At 51.3% G+C, this 18,700-nt stretch carries 10 protein-coding genes and 1 riboswitch; of the genes, 2 read left to right on the top strand and 8 right to left on the bottom strand.

What is annotated here, in order from left to right; translation table 11 throughout:
- Positions 1 to 8 precede the first annotated feature (8 nt).
- Complete coding sequence (cobJ, locus tag PAECUDRAFT_RS04570; RefSeq protein WP_006036937.1) at positions 9 to 1,673, bottom strand: precorrin-3B C(17)-methyltransferase; 1,665 nt, start codon at positions 1,671 to 1,673, stop codon at positions 9 to 11.
- 209 nt (positions 1,674 to 1,882) lie between these two features.
- Positions 1,883 to 2,073: riboswitch (cobalamin riboswitch) on the bottom strand.
- Between the two features lie 142 nt (positions 2,074 to 2,215).
- On the bottom strand, positions 2,216 to 2,911 hold the full coding sequence (locus tag PAECUDRAFT_RS04565; RefSeq protein WP_006036936.1) for a copper homeostasis protein CutC: 696 nt from the start codon (positions 2,909 to 2,911) through the stop codon (positions 2,216 to 2,218).
- Between the two features lie 113 nt (positions 2,912 to 3,024).
- Between PAECUDRAFT_RS04565 and PAECUDRAFT_RS04560 the strand changes: the two genes are divergently transcribed.
- Entirely contained in the window at positions 3,025 to 3,543 is a 519-nt protein-coding gene (locus tag PAECUDRAFT_RS04560) for a hypothetical protein (RefSeq protein WP_233516723.1), read from the top strand.
- A 131-nt stretch (positions 3,544 to 3,674) separates the two neighbouring features.
- Here PAECUDRAFT_RS04560 and PAECUDRAFT_RS04555 read toward each other — a convergent pair whose 3' ends face one another.
- From PAECUDRAFT_RS04555 to PAECUDRAFT_RS26615, 3 genes are all read right to left on the bottom strand, one after another.
- Positions 3,675 to 7,871: a galactose-binding domain-containing protein gene (locus tag PAECUDRAFT_RS04555; RefSeq protein ID WP_006036934.1), complete on the bottom strand. Its 4,197-nt coding sequence runs from the start codon at positions 7,869 to 7,871 to the stop codon at positions 3,675 to 3,677.
- 122 nt (positions 7,872 to 7,993) lie between these two features.
- A complete protein-coding gene (locus tag PAECUDRAFT_RS24430) occupies positions 7,994 to 10,282 on the bottom strand; it encodes a carbohydrate-binding protein (protein WP_006036933.1) in 2,289 nt (762 codons plus the stop codon).
- Between the two features lie 35 nt (positions 10,283 to 10,317).
- Complete coding sequence (locus PAECUDRAFT_RS26615; protein WP_006036932.1) at positions 10,318 to 12,633, bottom strand: beta-1,3-glucanase family protein; 2,316 nt, start codon at positions 12,631 to 12,633, stop codon at positions 10,318 to 10,320.
- Positions 12,634 to 13,207: 574 nt separating this feature from the next.
- On the opposite strand from PAECUDRAFT_RS26615, the gene PAECUDRAFT_RS04540 reads away from it, so the two are divergent.
- Positions 13,208 to 13,519: a hypothetical protein gene (locus PAECUDRAFT_RS04540; RefSeq protein ID WP_006036931.1), complete on the top strand. Its 312-nt coding sequence runs from the start codon at positions 13,208 to 13,210 to the stop codon at positions 13,517 to 13,519.
- Positions 13,520 to 13,719: 200 nt separating this feature from the next.
- Here the strand turns inward: PAECUDRAFT_RS04540 and PAECUDRAFT_RS04535 are convergent, their stop codons facing one another.
- The 3 genes from PAECUDRAFT_RS04535 to PAECUDRAFT_RS04525 form a co-directional block, all read right to left on the bottom strand.
- A complete protein-coding gene (locus PAECUDRAFT_RS04535; RefSeq protein ID WP_006036930.1) occupies positions 13,720 to 14,142 on the bottom strand; it encodes a DoxX family protein in 423 nt (140 codons plus the stop codon).
- Between the two features lie 652 nt (positions 14,143 to 14,794).
- Entirely contained in the window at positions 14,795 to 15,313 is a 519-nt protein-coding gene (locus tag PAECUDRAFT_RS04530; protein ID WP_006036929.1) for a hypothetical protein, read from the bottom strand.
- Between the two features lie 1,058 nt (positions 15,314 to 16,371).
- Positions 16,372 to 18,627 (bottom strand): ATP-binding cassette domain-containing protein, encoded by a 2,256-nt coding sequence (locus PAECUDRAFT_RS04525; protein WP_006036927.1) that lies wholly within the window; start codon positions 18,625 to 18,627, stop codon positions 16,372 to 16,374.
- Positions 18,628 to 18,700: the final 73 nt, after the last annotated feature.

Raw genomic sequence — 18,700 nt, 5'->3', positions numbered from 1 at the left:
AATCCTCCTCAATCTCCGCAAGCCGCGTCTACTTCAACAGGCGCATGATGGTCCTGATAGGCGAAGCCTGCAACTCGGCCAACCCGTTTGAAAAATTTATGAAACCGTTCGTTCGGATGTCCTTTTTCCGTATACTCCTTAAAAATACGTTCCATCACCGGCACGATATCGGCAGCGGAGATGCCCTCTGCCACCGGCTGCGCAGCATGGGCGTTGCGGCCAATCGTTTTGCCTCCGAGGAACAAATCGTACGCGCCTCTGCGGAACACGATGCCGATATCCTCCAGCACGGCGCCGTAACAAGCCATGCCGCAGCCGTTGATCCCGACCTTCAACTCTTTAGGCGTTTTAAGCCCGCCGATGGCCAGGTTCAGCTGCTCCGCAATCGGGATCGCTTCGTCCTTCTCCAGATTGCAAAAATCGCATGCCTTTACTTGCGCGACATCGCCGATAGGGAACACGAGCAGGTTTTCCGCCTTCAATCGCGACACAATGCTGGACGGGTCCTCCGTCTCCACGCGAATGATGATTTGATGATGCGGCGTATATTCGATCTCGCCCGATTCGCCGACCAGCTCGGCGATCTGCATCATTTGCTGGGCGCTGAATTTTTTGTTCGCGATACCTGGGGCAACGCCTAGCTCAAGAATAGACAAGGTTGTCCGCGCAGGGCTCGGCGACTGGGCCGCTGCTGTCATCCGCCCGCCAGCGACAATTCCCTTCGCTGTGAGCAGCTCAAGCGCTTCCAAGGCGAGCGACACCGGATGATGGGCTGGCTCTGTCTTGGTCTCAGGCGTAGCCGATTCTTCCTCTTCGCTCTCCCAATCTTCTTCTCGCGCGTTGAGCGACCACGGCTCCGCCTCTGTACGCAGGCGTTCGTGTGGCCGTAAAGCTTGCTCGACCGTATCGAGCGTATATTTACGCTTGTATCCGCGCGGCGTTATGATAAGTCCCTCATAGAAAAATGTCGTAGAGTTGCCGATGATGACCGTCGTGAGCATTCCGATATCATGCTCCAGCATCGCGCCGAGTGTCGTCACAATTACTTGCTCCCGGTCACGATAGGCGCTTTTCACTAAACCTACCGGCGTGTCGGGAGACCGATGCGCTAGCAAAATCCGCTGCGTCTCCACAATCTGTCTCGTACGCCGGCCGCTCCGCGGATTGTACAATGCGATAATAAAATCCGCCGCCGCCGCTGCTTCCACTCGTTTTGCAATCTGCTCCCACGGTGTTAAATGGTCGCTTAGGCTAATCGTGCAAGCATCGTGCATGACAGGCGCCCCAAGAAGCGAAGCGCATGAGTTAATCGCGGATATGCCCGGAATAACCTCAACCTCGACGCCCGTCGCCGGATTCCAATTTTTCTCGATCAGCACCTCGTAAACGAGGCCGGCCATGCCGTATACGCCGGAGTCACCGCTTGAGATAACGGCAACCTTTTTCCCCATTTCAGCCTGACGAATCGCTTCCTGTGCACGGCTGACTTCTTCGGTCATGCCCGTCCGGACAATTTCTTGATCGGTCAATAGTCCGCGAATGAGATCCACATAGGTGTTGTAGCCGATAATGACTTCACTTTCTTCGATCGCCTGCCGCGCACGTTCGGTGATATGCTCGAATGCTCCGGGACCGAATCCGATGATGAGCAGCTTGCCATTGTTGCTTGCCATGTTGCTCCTCCTTTTTCTGAGAAACTAATCTATTGGCGCGATAATCCCCTTGACACACAAAAAAAAGCATCCCCATTGGAGGAGATGCCCGCGATTAGAGTATGGTTAGGAAGCAATCAAGCAATGAGCACTGTCGGGAACAAGTTCGATCGACAAGTCTATCGCCTGCATGTTGCTATCTAAACACCTCCCTATTGCGCGTAGGTTCCAGTGGTGTGATAGAACAGGCAGGTCTCCTGACTTGCGGATCGTAGCTAGTGCCCAAGGCCTTCCCGTTTCTCGTTAAGAAACAGTGGCAGTTGTGCAGCTCCCCGCTTACAGTGGCGCGACCGTACCGGATTTTCACCGGTTTCCCTATTATGCCGAATCTTCATCCGACACCCGTTCTCGTCATATAGTTGTTTCATAAATTTATTAGAATATAGCATGCGAACGATAACTCCGTCCACTCCAAATTCCATTGTAGATCTATCTGCTAGCCTTCTACCTTTCACTGCATAACATTCCGTCCGCTAGAAAAAATCCGATTGATCATGCTCCGGTTAAAGGCAAACGCTATGCACGCGATCCGCAAGCATCCGTAGCACTAGCGGATCAATCGGAGCTAGATTCGATTTGTCGTATCGAACAGCCGATCCGAAATGAACTTCCTTTACGCCAGTTTCCTGAATGAAGTCGGTGATGCTTTCTGCCGCAAGTCCGTGGCCTGCCAAAATCGTCAACGGACTTGCGTCGACTGCTGCAACAAGCCGCGCCATCTCCCGCACCGATTGAATCGCCGGACGTGGCCCAGCGGAAGTCAATACACGTGTGATTTGCGGATATCGCTTCAGTGTCTCCAGCCCCGCGTGCTGATCAGCCAGCTCATCGAACGCACGGTGGAACGTTACTTGCAAACCGCGTGTTAGCGGCAGCAGCCGCTGAAGCACTATCTCGTCAATATTCCCCTCCGGCGTTAAAGCGCCTAATACAACACCTGCCGCGCCAGCTTTTGCAATTGCCTCGATTTCCAATGCCATCGTTTCGATATCGTGATCGTCATACACGAATGAACGGCTATGAGGTCGCACCATTACAAAAACCGGAATATGAACCTTTCGAACCACTTGCTCAACTAGTCCGATCCCAGGCGTTAACCCGCCTTCCGTAATGGCTGTTATCAGTTCAAGACGGTCAACTCCACTCGCCTCCGCCGTTAAGGCATCGTCCATGCAGGTTGCAATAACTTCTAGTATCATTTGTACGCCTCCAAGCGGCTTCGAGTATATAGGAATGTTTAAACGACTGCCCATCGGTTTATGCTGATCGCATATCGAATACAGCGGAAACCGGTTGTATAGTAGGAGAAACGATGATGAATGTCAATAACGACTTGTTAGTGAAAAAAGCTTATGCAAGCCCAAAGCTTCGGCAAATGATGGTGAACAGCGGAACGATGTTCCTGTACTGCGATTACGCAGGCTTTGCCTCGCAAAACGTTTATGGTGCAGCATGCTGCATGGTCTACAATCGAACGGTACGAATAACGGCTAAAAAGCTATTGCTTGAACAGGACTTTGGTTCGAGTTACGGCGAGATGATGGCCATCGTACATAGTCTGGAATTACTAAAGGATGCTTGCCTCGTACATCAACCCCGTATCGCCGTTATTTTTACAGATTACAGTCGTATCTCAAACATGTTGGTACAAGACCGTTTCTCGCAAATTCAAACGGAGCAAGGCAGAGATGAATTGCTAGCGGCTCTATCGAATGCCAACCGTCTTTTCCCTAATGTTGACGTTCAAATCAAGTATATTAGCAATCAAAAGAAAAACAACTATTTGCATCAAATCGCTCACAGTGCAGCCAGAAAAGCCGCTTTTACTTAATCAAACAGTAGATGCAGCAGGCAACGCAGCCATTCTGCCGCACCAGCGACTGCCAGCAGCAAAAACCGTCCCCGGCGATGGACGCCAGAGACGGTTTCTTCTAACGATCAATGCAAAAATCGCTTGTTGCGTTATGGCGAAGGGTTAAAATTTTGCAGCCCAAAGCCATATGGGTAAAGCGGATTTCCATAGTTAGTCGGTACCGGCTGATTATTGTTAATCAAGTTGCGGATTTCCGTGCGCTGCGCTTCAGTGGCGCCAATGTCGTATGGCAAATCCCATTTCTCCAGCTGATTGTTGACGTTGTCCGTGCCGATCTGGTCGACCGAGCGCGGAAGCTGGAATGGCAGCTGCCCCTTCGGCAAATAATCGCCGAACAGCAATTGTGCGGTCGCAAGGCCGCCGCCGTTGCCTGGACGGTAAAGCGCGACAATCGCGGAGCACTTATTCACGATGTTCGTCAATACATATGGCCTCGGCATAACGATGGCGCACACGACCGGTATATTCCGGTTGTAGAATTTGTCGATTTCCGCGATTTGATCCGCCGGAATGACCGGTGATTTATCCGCCCACTCCGTGCCGTGCGTGTAGCTCTTCTCACCGATGACGACGACGGCAGCTTTCGCCGAAGCGGCATCGTTCAATACGACGTTGACGCCCGTTCCTGCACGGTCCTTAATGCCTTGGTAATACGATTTGGCCGCTGGGTTGTCATGGTAGATCGACTGCCAGATAACGTTGGCGATGTTATCGGATGCCATGTCGTCGCTCGTTGCGCGAGGGCCCGCAACGACGATCGTTTCGCCATTATTAGGCTTGAGCGGGAGAACGCCGTTGTTTTTCAGCAGCGTCAGCGATTGGCGCGCCGCCTCGTTCACGATGTTGTTGCTTTCCGTGCTGTGCCAGATCGTCGTCGGGTAGTCCGGATCGCCGTAAGGATTCTCGAACATGCCGAGCCTGAACTTCAAATCCAGTACGCGGCGTGCCGCTTCATTCAGCCGCGTCCAGCCGACAGTGTTGATAAGCGTGTTGAAATCGGTGCCGGAAGCAACTGCTCCTCCCATGACATCGGCGCCGGCGTTCATGCTTTTCACCGAAATGTCGGTTGCCGCCGCAAGCCAGTCTGTCATGACGATGCCGTTAAAGCCGACAACGTTGCGCAAGTAGTCGAGCGTTGGCTTGCTGGAGCCAGCCCCTTCGCCGCTTGGATCAAGGAATGGCGCGCCGCCATAGCCCGGCATGACAGACGCTGGGTTCGCATCCATCGCCGCATACCACGGCTTCATGTGCCACTTGATCGTTGCACTGTCATAGACGATGGATTGCTCGCCGCCTGCGCCTTGGCTCGGCCAGTGCTTCACGGTAATCATCATCGATTTAGGGTTAACCTCTGGACCGCCTTGCATGCCGGCAATGATTGCCCGCAGCATTGCAGCGGAGAAGTCGGCGTTCTCGCCCGTTCCTTCCTGGAAGCGCGGGTACAGCACCTTCGTATCGACTTCTGCGATTGGGGACAGCGTGCCGGTGAAGCCCCATGCCTTCTGTTCACGACGCTGCAAGTCGCCTACTTGCCAGATCAGATTCAGATTGCGCGTAGCCGATAAGCCAAGCTCGGTCGGATAGATCGTTTTCCAGCCATGGACTTTGTCGCCGGTGAAACCGATCGGCACGCCAAGACGGGACTCCGCCGACATTTTCTTCTGCGCATCCGTGATGAAGCCAGTCACGCCATACGAGAAGACGAAACCAGCCTGCAGGTTCAATCCGTCGAGCGATTCCTGCGAGAAGAACAGCTGGTTGATCTTCTCATCGTTCGTCATCCGCGACATTAAGTCGTTGATTCGCGCATCGATCGGGTTATGCCAATCCTCATAAGGCTCAATCGTGCCGTTCTTGTTCAAGTCCCTGCTTCCGTTAATCAGGTTTACCCCGTCCGCCACTTGCTCCATATATGGAAGATAAACGCTGAATTGACCGATATTCGATTGGCTGCGATTGCCGCTCGCATCGACAGCAACGACGTACCACTTGTAGGTCCAGCGGTCGACAAGCGAAGGCGCGTTGAACGTCGTGCCCGTCGTTTCGCCTACCTTCGTATAGCGATCGAGCAAGTTACCCGAAGCGTTCCAATCATAATCGTTCCGCGTCACATTCACGTATACTTCGTATTTTGCTGTGCCTGCTTTTGCTTCCCAGGTCAATGCAGGCGTTCTCGTGGTGGTCACCATTTGGCCGTTAACTGGCGACAGCACTTTGAATGCGGCAATGGAATACACAGCCGTGGCCGCAGCCGAGTCCGTCATGTCTGTTTTGATTGCAATCGCGCGAATCGTCTTGTTCGTCGTAATGTTGATCGGTCCCGTATAGGTTGGGGATGCCGCTGTCGGCACCGATCCGTCCGTCGTATACTTGATCGTCGCGCCTGCGGTTGTCGTGGCGATCGCCACATTCTGCGGCGTCGTATACGCGCCTGGAGCAGGCGTGAACGTCGGCGTTGCCACCTTTGGCGGCAGCGGCGTCGTTTGACCATATACCTCGAACTCCCACAGCGAGTAGCCGTAAGGCGTGTTGCGCGTCGTCCCATACATCCGTACGTACCGCGCCGTAACAGGGGTGATCGTCAGGTTTTCGACGCCGCCTGCGCTAAACGCCTGCGTAAACGCATCGGTCCAGGTCGTGCCATTCGTGGACACCTGAATTTTGTATGTCTTCGCGCTTGCGGTTTCCCAATTCAGCTTCACGCCGGTCACGGTGTTATTCGCGCCCAAATCGACCGAGATCCACTGCGGGTCGCTGAACTCCGATTCCCAGCGCGTGCCCGCATTGCCGTCGAAAGCTGCGGCTGCCGTACTGCCGATCTGCGCGGACGATGCTGTCGCCGTTTTGTTCAATGCTAGATTGAGCGCCGACGGCTGCCGATCGATGATTTCGACTGCAATGGCCGAATTCGCATGCACCGTAAAGGTCAGCGGGTTGCCTTTTACTGTATTTCCATTTGCATCGGTCGTCCGGAAAGCGACGTCCTTTTGTTCAACCATGTAGTTAACGCCGATCGTCACCGACGTGCCGACTGGATACTTCGCCGACAGATTGATCGTCGTATTTTGCGCTTTGAGCGTTGTCGTCTGGTTGGAATCAGCCGGGGACAATCCCATCTCCAAATATTGGGCATACGGCCCAGTAATCGGAATCGTCACATCGCTCGGCTGAACTTGCGGTTGACTGTACACTTCGAACTCCCAAAGCGAATAGCCATAACCGGTATTGCGTACCGTGCCATACATGCGCACATAACGGGCCGAAACTGGCGCGAACGAAATCGTCTCGATGGCGCCTGCTCCATTCGTCTGCGTATAGACGTCCGTCCAACTGGTCGCATTCGCCGACACTTGGATTTTGTAAGACTTGGCGCTTGCAGTTTCCCAATTCAGCTTCACGCCGGCAACCGTCGTGGAGGCGCCTAAGTCAACATAAATCCATTGCGGGTCTGCAAACTCGGATTCCCAGCGCGTACCCGCGTTTCCATCGACAGCGGCAGTAGCTGCGCCGCCTGTAAGTGCCGTGGAAGCGATTGCAGGTTTATTGAGCGCTAAATTCGCATTGCTGGTCGTGCCAATTGTATAATTAGCCGTCGACACAGCCGAATCGGTCATGCCCGATTTCGTTGCGATCGCTTTAATCGTCTTGGTCGAGGCAACGTTGATCGCACCTGTGTAGGTTTGCGATGCTGCCGTCGGCGTCGAGCCGTCCGTCGTGTATTTGATCGTCGCACCAGCTGTTGCAGTTGCGATGGTCACGTTCTGCGCCGAGGCATATGTCCCCGCAGCCGGCGTAAACGTCGGCGCCGCAACCTGCTGCGCAGCTCCGGACGACGCGATATTGAACCAGTTCAAATTCCAGCCATTCGTTACTGCATAAACGCGCAGCGTCTGCGTGCCTGCGGACAAATTCACCGATGCGGAGACGGTTTGCCATGCTTGCCAGCCGCCCGTGTTCGGAACCGTAACCGTCGCTAGCGTAGTTGCGCCGCTTTTAAGCTGCAGCTGCGTGCCCGCATAAGGACTTGCTACACGAAAATCAACGGTATACGTCCCGGCGTTCTGCACGCTTACCGTATAGTCCATCCAATCGCCGATGTCCGTATACGCGACGTCCAATCCGCCCTCCGAGCATGTTTCCGTCTGGATGCCGTTCATCGCCGAGTAGCTTTCCGCTTCGATTTTGCCTGGATCCCCAGGCGCGGCGATAGCCGGTGAAGCCGGCGGCAGAAGACTTAAGGTTAGAGCCAATACAAGCAAGATATAAACGATTCTGTTGCGCAGCATTACTGATCCTCCCATTTCATTGTTATTTGGTTGAGGACGCGCCGTCGCCGACGAATAAGTTATGATCGGCAACGGCACGTTTGCTTGCAACTACCTGATACTGCCTAGCGACGGAATGTCCGTCAGCTTCCGAAACGGAACTTTTCGTTTGCGCCAATTGCAGTCGCGCTAGCTGTCAACGGGTTCGCTCCGTTTGCGGTAACATATTTGCCGTTAGCATCGCTGCGAAGTGATATCGTGCCATCGGCGTTGTTAATTCGCTGGAACGTCTCGGATGGGCCTATCGCGCTTTGATTTGCTGTAATCTGCCCGTTGCCGCCTGCTCCCGCGCTTGCGTATTTGTAGTTCATAAGCGCCAGCAGCGCGACTTTGCCGCTGCCCGCATCAATCAGCTCGAATTTTTCCCATGTGCTGGCCGTTTGGCGGCTAGCCGTTAGCAGGCTGTTATTGTAATTATCTGCGCTCACGTACAGCCCGTTTGCCCCTTGAATAGAGACGATGTTCCGGACGGGATGCGGCGGATACACGCCGCCTTCGCGCTGATAAACACGGACGTAGTCGACCGTGTATTTTTGCGGGAATACGGTCGATGCATCCGGCGATCCTGGCCATGCGCCGCCTACGGCTAGGTTCAGCAGCAGGAAGAAGTTATGGTCGAACGGCCACGTTCGTCCCGCTAAATCTTCAATGGTGCGCGTTTGATACAATTGGCCGTCGAAATACCAGCGGATGACGTTCGGCTCCCATTCGATCGCATAGGTGTGGAACGCATTGCTGAAGCCTGCCGGATACGTGTAGGACGTGCCGAGGCTCGTGCCTCCGCTGTAGCCCGGACCGTGAATCGTGCCGTACACGTTCGTTGGCGTGTGGCCGACGAACTCCATGATGTCGATCTCGCCGCTGTTCGGCCAGCCGGCCGTCGGGAGGTCGTCGCCAAGCATCCAAAATGCAGGCCAAATGCCTTGGCCCTGCGGCAGCTTCGCCTTCATTTCGAACTTGCCGTACTTGAAGCTGTATTTGTTCTGCGTTTTGATTCTCCCGGACGTATAATTCTGGTTGCCGTAGGATTCTTGCAGCGCCTTGATCACGAGGAACCTGTTGTTCGCATCCGCAGGGTCCTGCTCCAGATACACGTTGTTCGTCCGGTCGGTGTAATATTGCAGCTCGCCATTGCCGAAGCCGCCTCCGCCCGTTTCATACGTCCACTTGGACGTATCGACGCCCGTGCCTGCTGCGCCATTGAACTCATCGTTCCAAACAAGCTTCCAAGCGCCCGGCTGCTGCTGACCCGTCGAAATTGTGTACGTACCCGTCGTTACAACCGAGTCCGTCATGCCCGACTTGATTGCGATGGCTTTGATAGTCGTCGAAGACGCCACATTAATCGGTCCAGTGTAGGCCGGCGAAGCCAACGTTGGTGTCGAGCCGTCGGTCGTATACCGAATGGTCGCGCCAGGCGTTGCGGATACGAGCGTTACGCTCTGCGCCGACGAATATGTGCCGGGCGACGGTGTAAACGTCGGTGCGGAAACCTGCTGTACAGGCGTACTATTGCCGTACACCTCGAAGTCCCACAGCGAAAAGCCGTATGCCGTCGCGCGCTGCGTGCCGTATATGCGAACATATCGGGCGGATGCAGCCGTAAACGTCACGTCGTCAATGCCGCCGTCGCCTGTCGCCGTCGAATAAACATTCGACCACGCCGCGGCGTCGTTCGACAATTGAATTTGATAAGCCTTGCCATAGGCTGCTTCCCAATTCAGCTTCACCCGGTTGACTGTCGTAACCGAGCCAAGATCGACATAAATCCACTGCGGATCGGCAAATAGCGATGACCACCGCGTGCCGCTGTTGCCGTCCACTGCGCCTGCGGCTGCCATAGCCCCTTCAGCGGATGAAGCGAATGCAGATTTATTCAAAGCCAAATTCCCATTTGCAGGCGGAATCGTACCGTCCGATGTTAAGCTAAGCCAATTCAAATTCCAGCCGTTCGTGACGGCATACACGCGCAGCGTCTGAGCGCCTGCAGGGAGCGTAACCGAAGCCGTTACGGTCTGCCACGTTTGATAGCCGCCCGTATTCGGAACCGTTACGGTTGCGAGTGTCGTCGAACCGCTGCGAAGCTGCAGCTGGGTAGCAGCGTATGGGCTCGCCACTCGGAAATCGACGTTGTACGTCCCCGCACTCTGGACGTTCACCGCATAATCCATCCAATCGCCAGCATCGATGTACGACACGTTCAAGCCGCCTTCTGTACTCGCCTCCGTCTGGATGCCGCTCATCGCCGAATAGCTCTCCGCCTCGATTTTGCCGGGATCGCCCGGCGCCCCCATCACTGGGGATATCGGGAGCAGTAGGCTGAGGACAAGCGAGAAGCTAAGAATGGAGGAAATGATTTTCTTACGAATCATCGTTATGCCTCCTTCGATTATTGGTTCGTTTGGTATTACCAGCCGACCGTTACGATTAGGGCGAGAGGGTCGTTGCGCTCCAAATAAGCGGCTTGGTTGTACACGTCGTCATAACAGAAGCCGTAGGATAAACCGTCAATGCTGTGATCATGCCAGAACTTCGAATAGTAGTTGCTAGGCGTAATTTTGTAGTACTGGCTCGTATCCGTCCATTGCGCCGGATTCGGGTAAACGCCGCGATTCAGCGCAGCGCACAGCTGAGGATCGGCAGCAGCACCGATGCCGAGCAAGATCTCCTGCGTCGTCGGTTTCGGTCCAGTTCCCGTCCACACTTGATTCACATAGTTATCGAAATAATTGGCGTAAGGACCGCCTGCTTTAAATCCGCCCTTCGCTGGAGCCAGAATGCGATAAGGCGCTTGCACGAGCGTTTTGAATTCAGCTGGCACTTCGTTCAGATAGGCGGCGAACAAGTTTGCGCGCGTTTCCGTTTCACCGACTGTACGATCATATCCATCCTTCGTAATGAGGCGGTGCGTAATCGGGAAGCCGAATGCGTCGACGCGGGTCGTATTCCCGTGGTAGCCGCCAGCATCGAGCGTAAATTCAATAAAGTCCCAATAGAGGTCGTTATTTGGGTCGGTCGGATTGTTCACGTCAGGCCCAGCATAGCCGTCATTGTATACTTTGATGTACATTGGCGAGCCGACGCTGAGGAACATGCGCCCGGACGATATCGCAGGCGTGGAGACGATCGGAACATCGCTCAGCTTGTGATAAATGTTCGCGTAGTTCTGTCCGTTTTTCGTCAAATGGCCCGGAGCATCGTTCAGCGCCGTCGATGTCGGCACCAGATTGCCGTTCGCATCGAGATAGCTCAGCTTGTTATTCGCATCCAGACCAAGGACTGCCCAGTAGATCTGATTGTCCGCATAATTGCCTCTAGTTCCGTTCTTGATTTGGAAATCCATCGCGCCGCCGCCCTTGGAGATTTTATAGGCAGCGCTAGCAAGATCAGAGTCGGCCATGCCTGACTTGATCGCGATCGCCTTCACCGAGGTTGTCGTTGCGACTGTAATCGGTCCGGTGTAGGTTAGCGATGCTGCCGTCGGCGTCGTGCCGTCGGTCGTATACTTAATAACTGCACCAGCCGTTGCAGTCGCAAGCGTCACGTTCTGTGCGGTCGCGTAGGTGCCGCCTCCTACAGGAGAGAACGTAGGCGTTGCTGCCTTCGGTGTCGGCGCGCCGACCGTAAACTGAAGCCAGTTCAGATTGAAGCCGCCTGCCGCAGCATAAACCGTCAACGTCTGACTGCCCGCAGCCAGATTGACGCCCGTCGCGATCGTAACGGTCGACCATGTCTGCCAGCCGCCTGTGTTAGAAACCGTTGCCGATCCGAGCACCGTCGCACCGTTTCGCAGCTGGATTTGTCCGCCTGCATTTGGACTTGCCACGCGGAACTGGACCGTATACGCGCCTGCTGTGGCAACGCTTACGTTATAGCTCATCGAATCGCCGGTTTCGATCCAGCCGACGTTTAGTCCGCCCTCCGACGATTGCTCGGTTGCGACTCCGAACATTGCATCGTAACTTTCCGCTTCGATTTTGCCCGGTACCGCTTTCCCGCCGGTTGCGGTTTGAATCGTATAAGAGGCTGCTGCAACCGTCGAATCCGTCATGCCCGCCTTCGTCGCGATCGCCTTGATCGTCAGCGAAGACGACACATTAATCGGCGCAGCGTATGTCGGGGAAGCTGCCGTCGGCGTTGACCCGTCCGTTGTGTACTTAATCGTTGCGCCTGCCGTTGCCGATGCAAGCGTGACATTTTGCGCCGCGTTATACGTTCCGCCCGCCGGTGTGAATGTCGGAGCCGCCACCTGCTGCACTGGCGTTGCCGATGTAATGTTGATCCAGTTCAAGTTCCAGCCGTTCGAAGCGGCATAAACGCGCAGCGTTTGGCTGCCGGCCGTCAAATTAACGGTCGTCGAAACGGTCTGCCAATTTTGCCAGCCGCCCGTGTTCGGATTCGTGACCGTCGCTAGCGTCGTTGCGCCTTTAAGCAGCTGCAGCTGCGTATTCGCATACGGGCTGGACACTCGAAAATCGACGGAATAGGTTCCCGCCGTCTGTACGTTAACCGTATAGTCCATCCAGTCGCCCGCTTCGATGTACCCAACATTCAAACCGCCTTCTGTGCATGTTTCGGTCTGAATGCCGTTCATCGCCGCGTAGCTTTCGGCTTCGATCTTGCCCGGATCGCCTGGCGCTGCCGCAGCTGGCTGCGGTACAAACCCCAGTCCCAAAACAAGCGCAAACACAAGTAAGAGCATCGAGGCTCTTTTCCAAGTCATTAATGATCCTTCCTCTCGGTTATATTCATGCCGTTTCTTGAAGCTCCCATGATGTGTTTTTTCGTCACCTCTTTAATGAAATCGCTTTCATTTTATTGTGAAGCTGCTGCACTCAACTGCATCACCCCCATCGCCTCCCCTTCATCAGGCGGACGGCCGTCGTTCTTCCATCCTAGCATGCCGGTGATGCTGGGAATACGTGTCATTTTTATGATTAGGTGTAGAAATTTTTAGAAATAATGGGATTTGTCCATCAAACTGCCAGGACCCCTCACTCAAACCCCTCCCCCTTGTAGAACCGATTCAATTGATGATTGTATCTCTATAATTTCCCACTAACCTGCCGATATAAAAGATGTCTAGCCAAAAAGCGGAAATCGTTGCAGTCCCCTGCATTATGCCTGAAACGACGGGCCTGATCACCAGATATCGCCGAACGAAAGCATCGATTTGAAGCGCCGCCGTCATCATCCGAATAAGATTATGGTCACCGGGCTAAAGCTTTTTACTTGACAATGTCGACTACTTGCATGCGAATAGCATCATAAGTAAAAGTATTAAGGAGGTTGCAAGGATGAATAGAGAATTCATGCAGGACGAAGAACGAAGCGTCATTAAGGATCGATATTTTGTTTCCGTTCAAACCCTTGATTATTACGGTGCGAGAGTGGATCACCTTGAGATGCTGTTAAATCGAGGATCAGTAGCAACTGCCGGCGATTACATCGCACTCTTCAAGAAACACTATAATGTAGATGCTGAGCTGAAAAATGTAATGCCTTATATGGAGTTTCGAGTTGCTTTGCCTGAACCCAAAGGCATCCGCCAAATTACCGTGCTCAAAATTGCGAAGGATATTACGTATCAACCTATTACAAAAATTTAAGCGAAAAGCATTTCGCTTCCGCAGCATCTTCTCCAAGCTGCCACTTACTCGATAGCCATCATCTGTCGAGGATCGGACAAGCTCTTGTCATCGCCAAATGACAAGAGCTTGTTTCGGCTGCCTTCACCTTCCGAATTAATCCTCCCGTCGTACAGCCCCCTTCTATTCCTTGAATTAAAAAAATCCCGCATCGGCGGGAATTAAAGCTTTCGGCTCATCGGACGCAATGCCCAAGAGGCAATATTTAACGCTGCATAGAAAAGCGGAAGAATGAGATTGAAACCGTAGCTGCCGTAATCATCGGCAAAACCATGCGATAAGGCCGCGCCAGTCATTAAAAAGAAAATACCGGCATGCACCCATTCCTTCAGCCGAGGGAAGCCTGGCAGGATGAGCGCAAAGGCGCCAAGCACCTTCCAGATGCCAAGAATGGTTAACACATAGGTGGGATACCCAATTTTCGATACAAGCTCAAGGTTTCCTCCATATTGCATGAGCTGTCCAATACCGCTTAACGTAATAGCTGCTGCGAGCAATAATGTGACTATCCAAAAAGCAATCTTTTTCCCTTGAGGCACAGCTTCAGCTTTCGAAGTGAGTGCTGCCATTCCAACCTGATTCATTTTATTTCCTCCTCATCATCGGTTCAAGCAAATATGCTTGAATGTCAAACGGCCATCGTCACTTTTAATTAGACACCATTTGGTGTCCATTTAAGTATATGACACCGAATGGTGTCCCGTCAACCGTAAGATGGCTTGCCCTCTTATTTTTACTCAAATAAAAGACCGAAGACCACACAGAGCTGCTTGAATCGCGCCCGCATTCAAATACGACTGCCGGTTCGCTAACACTACGATTAGCCGAGCCTTGGATATCGACATATAGATCAAAATCTCCAATATCAACTTTTCCTGTGAAATCTGAGGATGTGGGCGTAGATGGGCATGCTAATACGGTGGATGATACAGACATTATTAAAGCAACGGACATCACGACAGACAACCATTTTTTACTCAACAAAAATACCCCCTATATGTTTCTTACAAGTGTCTGGAATCGAACCAGAAATTAGCCTATCTCACTCACATATCATTAATTGGAGGTTCTTTATGTAAATATATGATTAATATTATTGCAGATAAGTAATATTACCATATATTAAATTTTTAATAATACCTAATAGTGAACAAAATAACACTATAAGAACAAAAAAACAAACCGGACATCTGAGGGATTTGACCTTCATTGTCTGATTTGTCTTAAAAGAAAACATTATTCATTTGAATATATAAGCTCATTATTCTTGGAATATCCCTTAATCATAATAGGTTCAGTTTGGGATTCGGGCGTAATCGATAAATAATAGCTTCTTCTATCGTAGTCAACTTTCAACAACTGATTATCTGTGATCCCATTTATTGAAAGTTGATTAATACGTTCATCGTAAATAACTCCTGCAAATAATTGCATCTGTTCATACCTGCCCGCTTTCCAATACACACGTTGTCCTTCCATTTCCTTCGATTTAAAGTACACATAATGGATTACGCGATGCTTTGAAAAAAATAAAACATGTACATCATTAAAGCTATCCCTGATAAACGAAATGTCGATGTCCTTTAACTTAAAATCCTGTTGCGTATCTTTTTGTAAAACCAATCCGACATTCACATACTCCGAAATTCTATCGTAAGTACTTTTACTATTCTCATATTTTATAAATAAAATAATGAATAAAATAATCGCAAATGACAATGAGACAAGTAGATATACCCTCTGTTTTTCAGACATATTCTCACCTCCTTAACAGAGTTAAATATAAATCTTCCAATTCATCAGAAGATAATTAAAATAAACATAAAAGGGAAGGAGATTTCTCCCCCTCTCCTTCTTAAATTATTTTGTTAAAAAGTAACTTGGACTATATCAGATTCTAAAAACTTATTCGTACTTGTATTGAAACCTATTCCAATTGACCATGGACCTACACTAATACTATTTACTTCCGTTGTATCCCAAGTATGCCCAACTTCAGCCTTAAAAGATATTGTAGTACCTGCACTTGGCTTACCACCTACAAATGTAAAGTGGTACCATTCCAATAAGCGATATGAATCGTAATTGCTCCAATATGACACTCCTGGGTATCTATTATTGTAAGCTTGTTCTTGCCACGTAAATCCCGCTCCTCTACTATCAACAGGTTCTGAAAGGTTATTATCCGAACGATCTGTGTCATCTAAATCCTCATCGAGGGTGTAAAATTTACGGTTACTAATATTAATATCTTTATGAAGCGAGAAGATTCCAATACCATCTGCACCGCCAATATCAAACCAACCTGAGCCGCAGCCAGTCCACGGACATTCTCCTTGAGCATCATCGTAGTAGTTGTCATTTAACCAATTTCCGCCATAGTGTGCTAAGTATTTTGCAACAGCAGTGTCGTAATATATCGTAAATTCATTATTATCATCAAAATCTGCAGTGGTCGAGGATAGAATCTGAACCCCCGATTTAACTTCTTTCGATACTTTGACAAGTCCAACGTGGATCAGTTGTTCCTCAATTTCTTGAATTTCATTTTCTGCTAAAGTCAGCTCATTTTCAATAGTTACTCTCTTAATTTATGTTTAGATTTTCTCCACAAACATCTCCAGAACTTAATCAATTTACCCAACTTTTAATTCATTCAAGTAAATAGGACCAATTAAACCACTTCATGATACGGATACGTACAAAATAGTTGTTTGGTCGCGTTTTTTTAATGGTTCCCACTCGACCATCACACTGGATAACACAAAGAAGCTGCCCATCAAGAGGCAGCTTCTAATCAAACTAGAAGTATATTAATTCAAATACCTTCCCGTAATCGAATGCTCCACATGGATAATCTGTGAAGGCGTTCCCTCGAACACCACTTGTCCGCCTTTGCTGCCTCCATCAGGCCCCATGTCTATAATCCAATCCGCTTGGCTGATCACATCGAGATTGTGCTCGATGACAATTACCGTGTTGCCGGCATCTACGAGCCGATTCATGATTGCCATGAGGAGACCGATATCGGACATATGTAGGCCGGTTGTCGGCTCGTCCATGACGTAGATACTCCCCTTCTTATGCAGCTCGCTTGCCAGCTTAATTCGCTGACATTCTCCGCCGGAGAGCGTGCTTAGCGGCTGGCCGAGGGTAATATAGTTTAACCCCACGTCGCTCATCGCCTGCAGCTTACGTACAACCTCTTTGATTTGGAAAAACTCTAAAGCCTGCTCCACCGTCATCGCCAGCACTTCAGCAATGGATTTGCCATCCAGCTTGTACGCGAGCACTTCCTCCTTGAATCGTTTGCCTCCACATACTTCGCATGGCAGCTTTACGCTCTCTAGGAACGCAAGATCGGTGTATACAACGCCAAGCCCTTGGCAGTTCTCGCAAGCCCCTTTGGAGTTAAAGCTGAACAAGCCCTGGTTGACTTTGTTTGCTGAAGCAAATGCCTTACGGACATCATCCATAATGCCCGTATAGGTCGCAGGGTTCGAGCGTGTCGACACGCCGACGGCCGATTGGTCAATCACGATCGCGTCCGAATGCTGGCTCAGGAATACGTCGTTAATGAGCGTACTCTTGCCAGAACCGGCAACACCCGTAACGACGGTCAAGACGCCAGTAGGGATATCGACGCTTACTTGATTCAGATTGTGCAGCGTAGCATTCTGGATCGAAAGCTTGCCGGATGGCTGCCTGCAATCCTGCTTCAGATGGAGCGGCCGTTTCATATGATTGCCCGTCAGCGTACCGGACTCCAGCAAACCCTCGAAGCTTCCTTCATACATGATCGTGCCGCCTCGGCTACCTGCATGAGGTCCTACGTCGACGATATGGTCCGCTATTTTGATCACATCGGGATCATGCTCCACGACGAGAACGGTATTGCCTTTGTCGCGCAGCTTTTGCAGCAATTCATTCAGCCTATGTACGTCTCGGGGATGCAAGCCAACGCTGGGCTCATCGAAAATATAGGTGACGTCCACGAGACTGCCGCTTAAATGCTTCACCATCTTGACGCGCTGTGACTCGCCGCCGGACAACGTGTCAGTCTCGCGATCCAGCGTCAAGTAGTCGAGCCCAATATCGACCAGATGCTGCAGACGCTCCGTTAGCGATTTAACAATCGGCGCAGCAACAGGGTTGTCGATTTCCCGAATAACGCGAATGAGCTGCCCGACCTCCATAGAAGACATATCCGCAATATTAAGGCTATTGATTTTGCAATTGAGCGCGGCTTGGCTCAGTCTCGCCCCACGGCAGCTTGAGCAAGGACCTTCGGTGATGTATGGCGCGACCGCTTTTTGCGTCCGCTCGGACATCGTCTTTAAATCCCGTTTGATGTATTTATTGGTGAATTTCTCGATAACGCCTTCCACCGTAATATTGATTGCCTTGCCGCCGAACTGCATCTCCACTTTCCTTGCTTTGCCGTGCAGCAGCAAATCTAATTCCTCAGCGGAATAATCGCTCAGCTTTTTGTCGGTATCGAAGGACCCCGTTTGCACAATGATCGACCAATCCATGCTGTCCACCTTATAATCCGGCAGCAGAATTGCGCCTTCATTAAGAGATTTCGACATGTCCAGCGCCTTGCTCATATCGATGCCCAGCCTGCGGCCGATCCCGCTGCACTCGAGACACATGCCTTGCGGATCGTTGAACGAAAACATATTTGCTTGTCCGACATAAGGCTCGCCTGCTCGAGAGAAGAGGAGTCGGAGAATAGGCGAAATATCCGTAATGGTGCCCATAGTGGAATGGGATCCGCCGCCTAGCCGCTTCTGATCGACGATGACAGCCATGCTCAAATTTTCAATAGCATCTGTATCTGGCTGCGGTACCTTCGGCAAAAAATTGCGAACGAACATGCTGAAGTTTTCATTCAGCAGTCGCGTGGATTCTGCAGCAATCGTATCGAAAACGATCGAGGATTTGCCGGAACCGGAAACGCCTGTGAAGATCGTAATTTGCCGTTTCGGAATACGCAAGGATACGTTCTTGAGATTATTTTCCCTCGCTCCCGAAAGTACGATATATTCCTGATTTGCTTCGCTCATTTTTAGATTTACCCGCCCTTCCATTTCCATTTGTTTCGTATGGCAGACAACATAAACCGGCTGCAAACATGAT

The organism is Paenibacillus curdlanolyticus YK9 (assembly GCF_000179615.1).
In the GTDB taxonomy this organism is placed as follows: Bacteria; Bacillota; Bacilli; order Paenibacillales; family Paenibacillaceae; genus Paenibacillus_T; species Paenibacillus_T curdlanolyticus.
Note: the sequence above shows the minus strand (reverse complement) of the source record. Positions and strands in the feature narration are given on the sequence as shown.

What these genes read in the sequence shown, in the direction of transcription:
- cobJ (WP_006036937.1), bottom strand. Translation starts at nt 1,673, where the DNA reads ATGGCAAGCAACAATGGCAAGCTGCTCATCATCGGATTCGGTCCCGGA.
- PAECUDRAFT_RS04565 (WP_006036936.1), bottom strand. Translation starts at nt 2,911, where the DNA reads ATGATACTAGAAGTTATTGCAACCTGCATGGACGATGCCTTAACGGCG.
- PAECUDRAFT_RS04560 (WP_233516723.1), top strand. Translation starts at nt 3,025, where the DNA reads ATGATGAATGTCAATAACGACTTGTTAGTGAAAAAAGCTTATGCAAGC.
- PAECUDRAFT_RS04555 (WP_006036934.1), bottom strand. Translation starts at nt 7,871, where the DNA reads ATGCTGCGCAACAGAATCGTTTATATCTTGCTTGTATTGGCTCTAACC.
- PAECUDRAFT_RS24430 (WP_006036933.1), bottom strand. Translation starts at nt 10,282, where the DNA reads ATGATTCGTAAGAAAATCATTTCCTCCATTCTTAGCTTCTCGCTTGTC.
- PAECUDRAFT_RS26615 (WP_006036932.1), bottom strand. Translation starts at nt 12,633, where the DNA reads ATGACTTGGAAAAGAGCCTCGATGCTCTTACTTGTGTTTGCGCTTGTT.
- PAECUDRAFT_RS04540 (WP_006036931.1), top strand. Translation starts at nt 13,208, where the DNA reads ATGAATAGAGAATTCATGCAGGACGAAGAACGAAGCGTCATTAAGGAT.
- PAECUDRAFT_RS04535 (WP_006036930.1), bottom strand. Translation starts at nt 14,142, where the DNA reads ATGAATCAGGTTGGAATGGCAGCACTCACTTCGAAAGCTGAAGCTGTG.
- PAECUDRAFT_RS04530 (WP_006036929.1), bottom strand. Translation starts at nt 15,313, where the DNA reads ATGTCTGAAAAACAGAGGGTATATCTACTTGTCTCATTGTCATTTGCG.
- PAECUDRAFT_RS04525 (WP_006036927.1), bottom strand. Translation starts at nt 18,627, where the DNA reads ATGAGCGAAGCAAATCAGGAATATATCGTACTTTCGGGAGCGAGGGAA.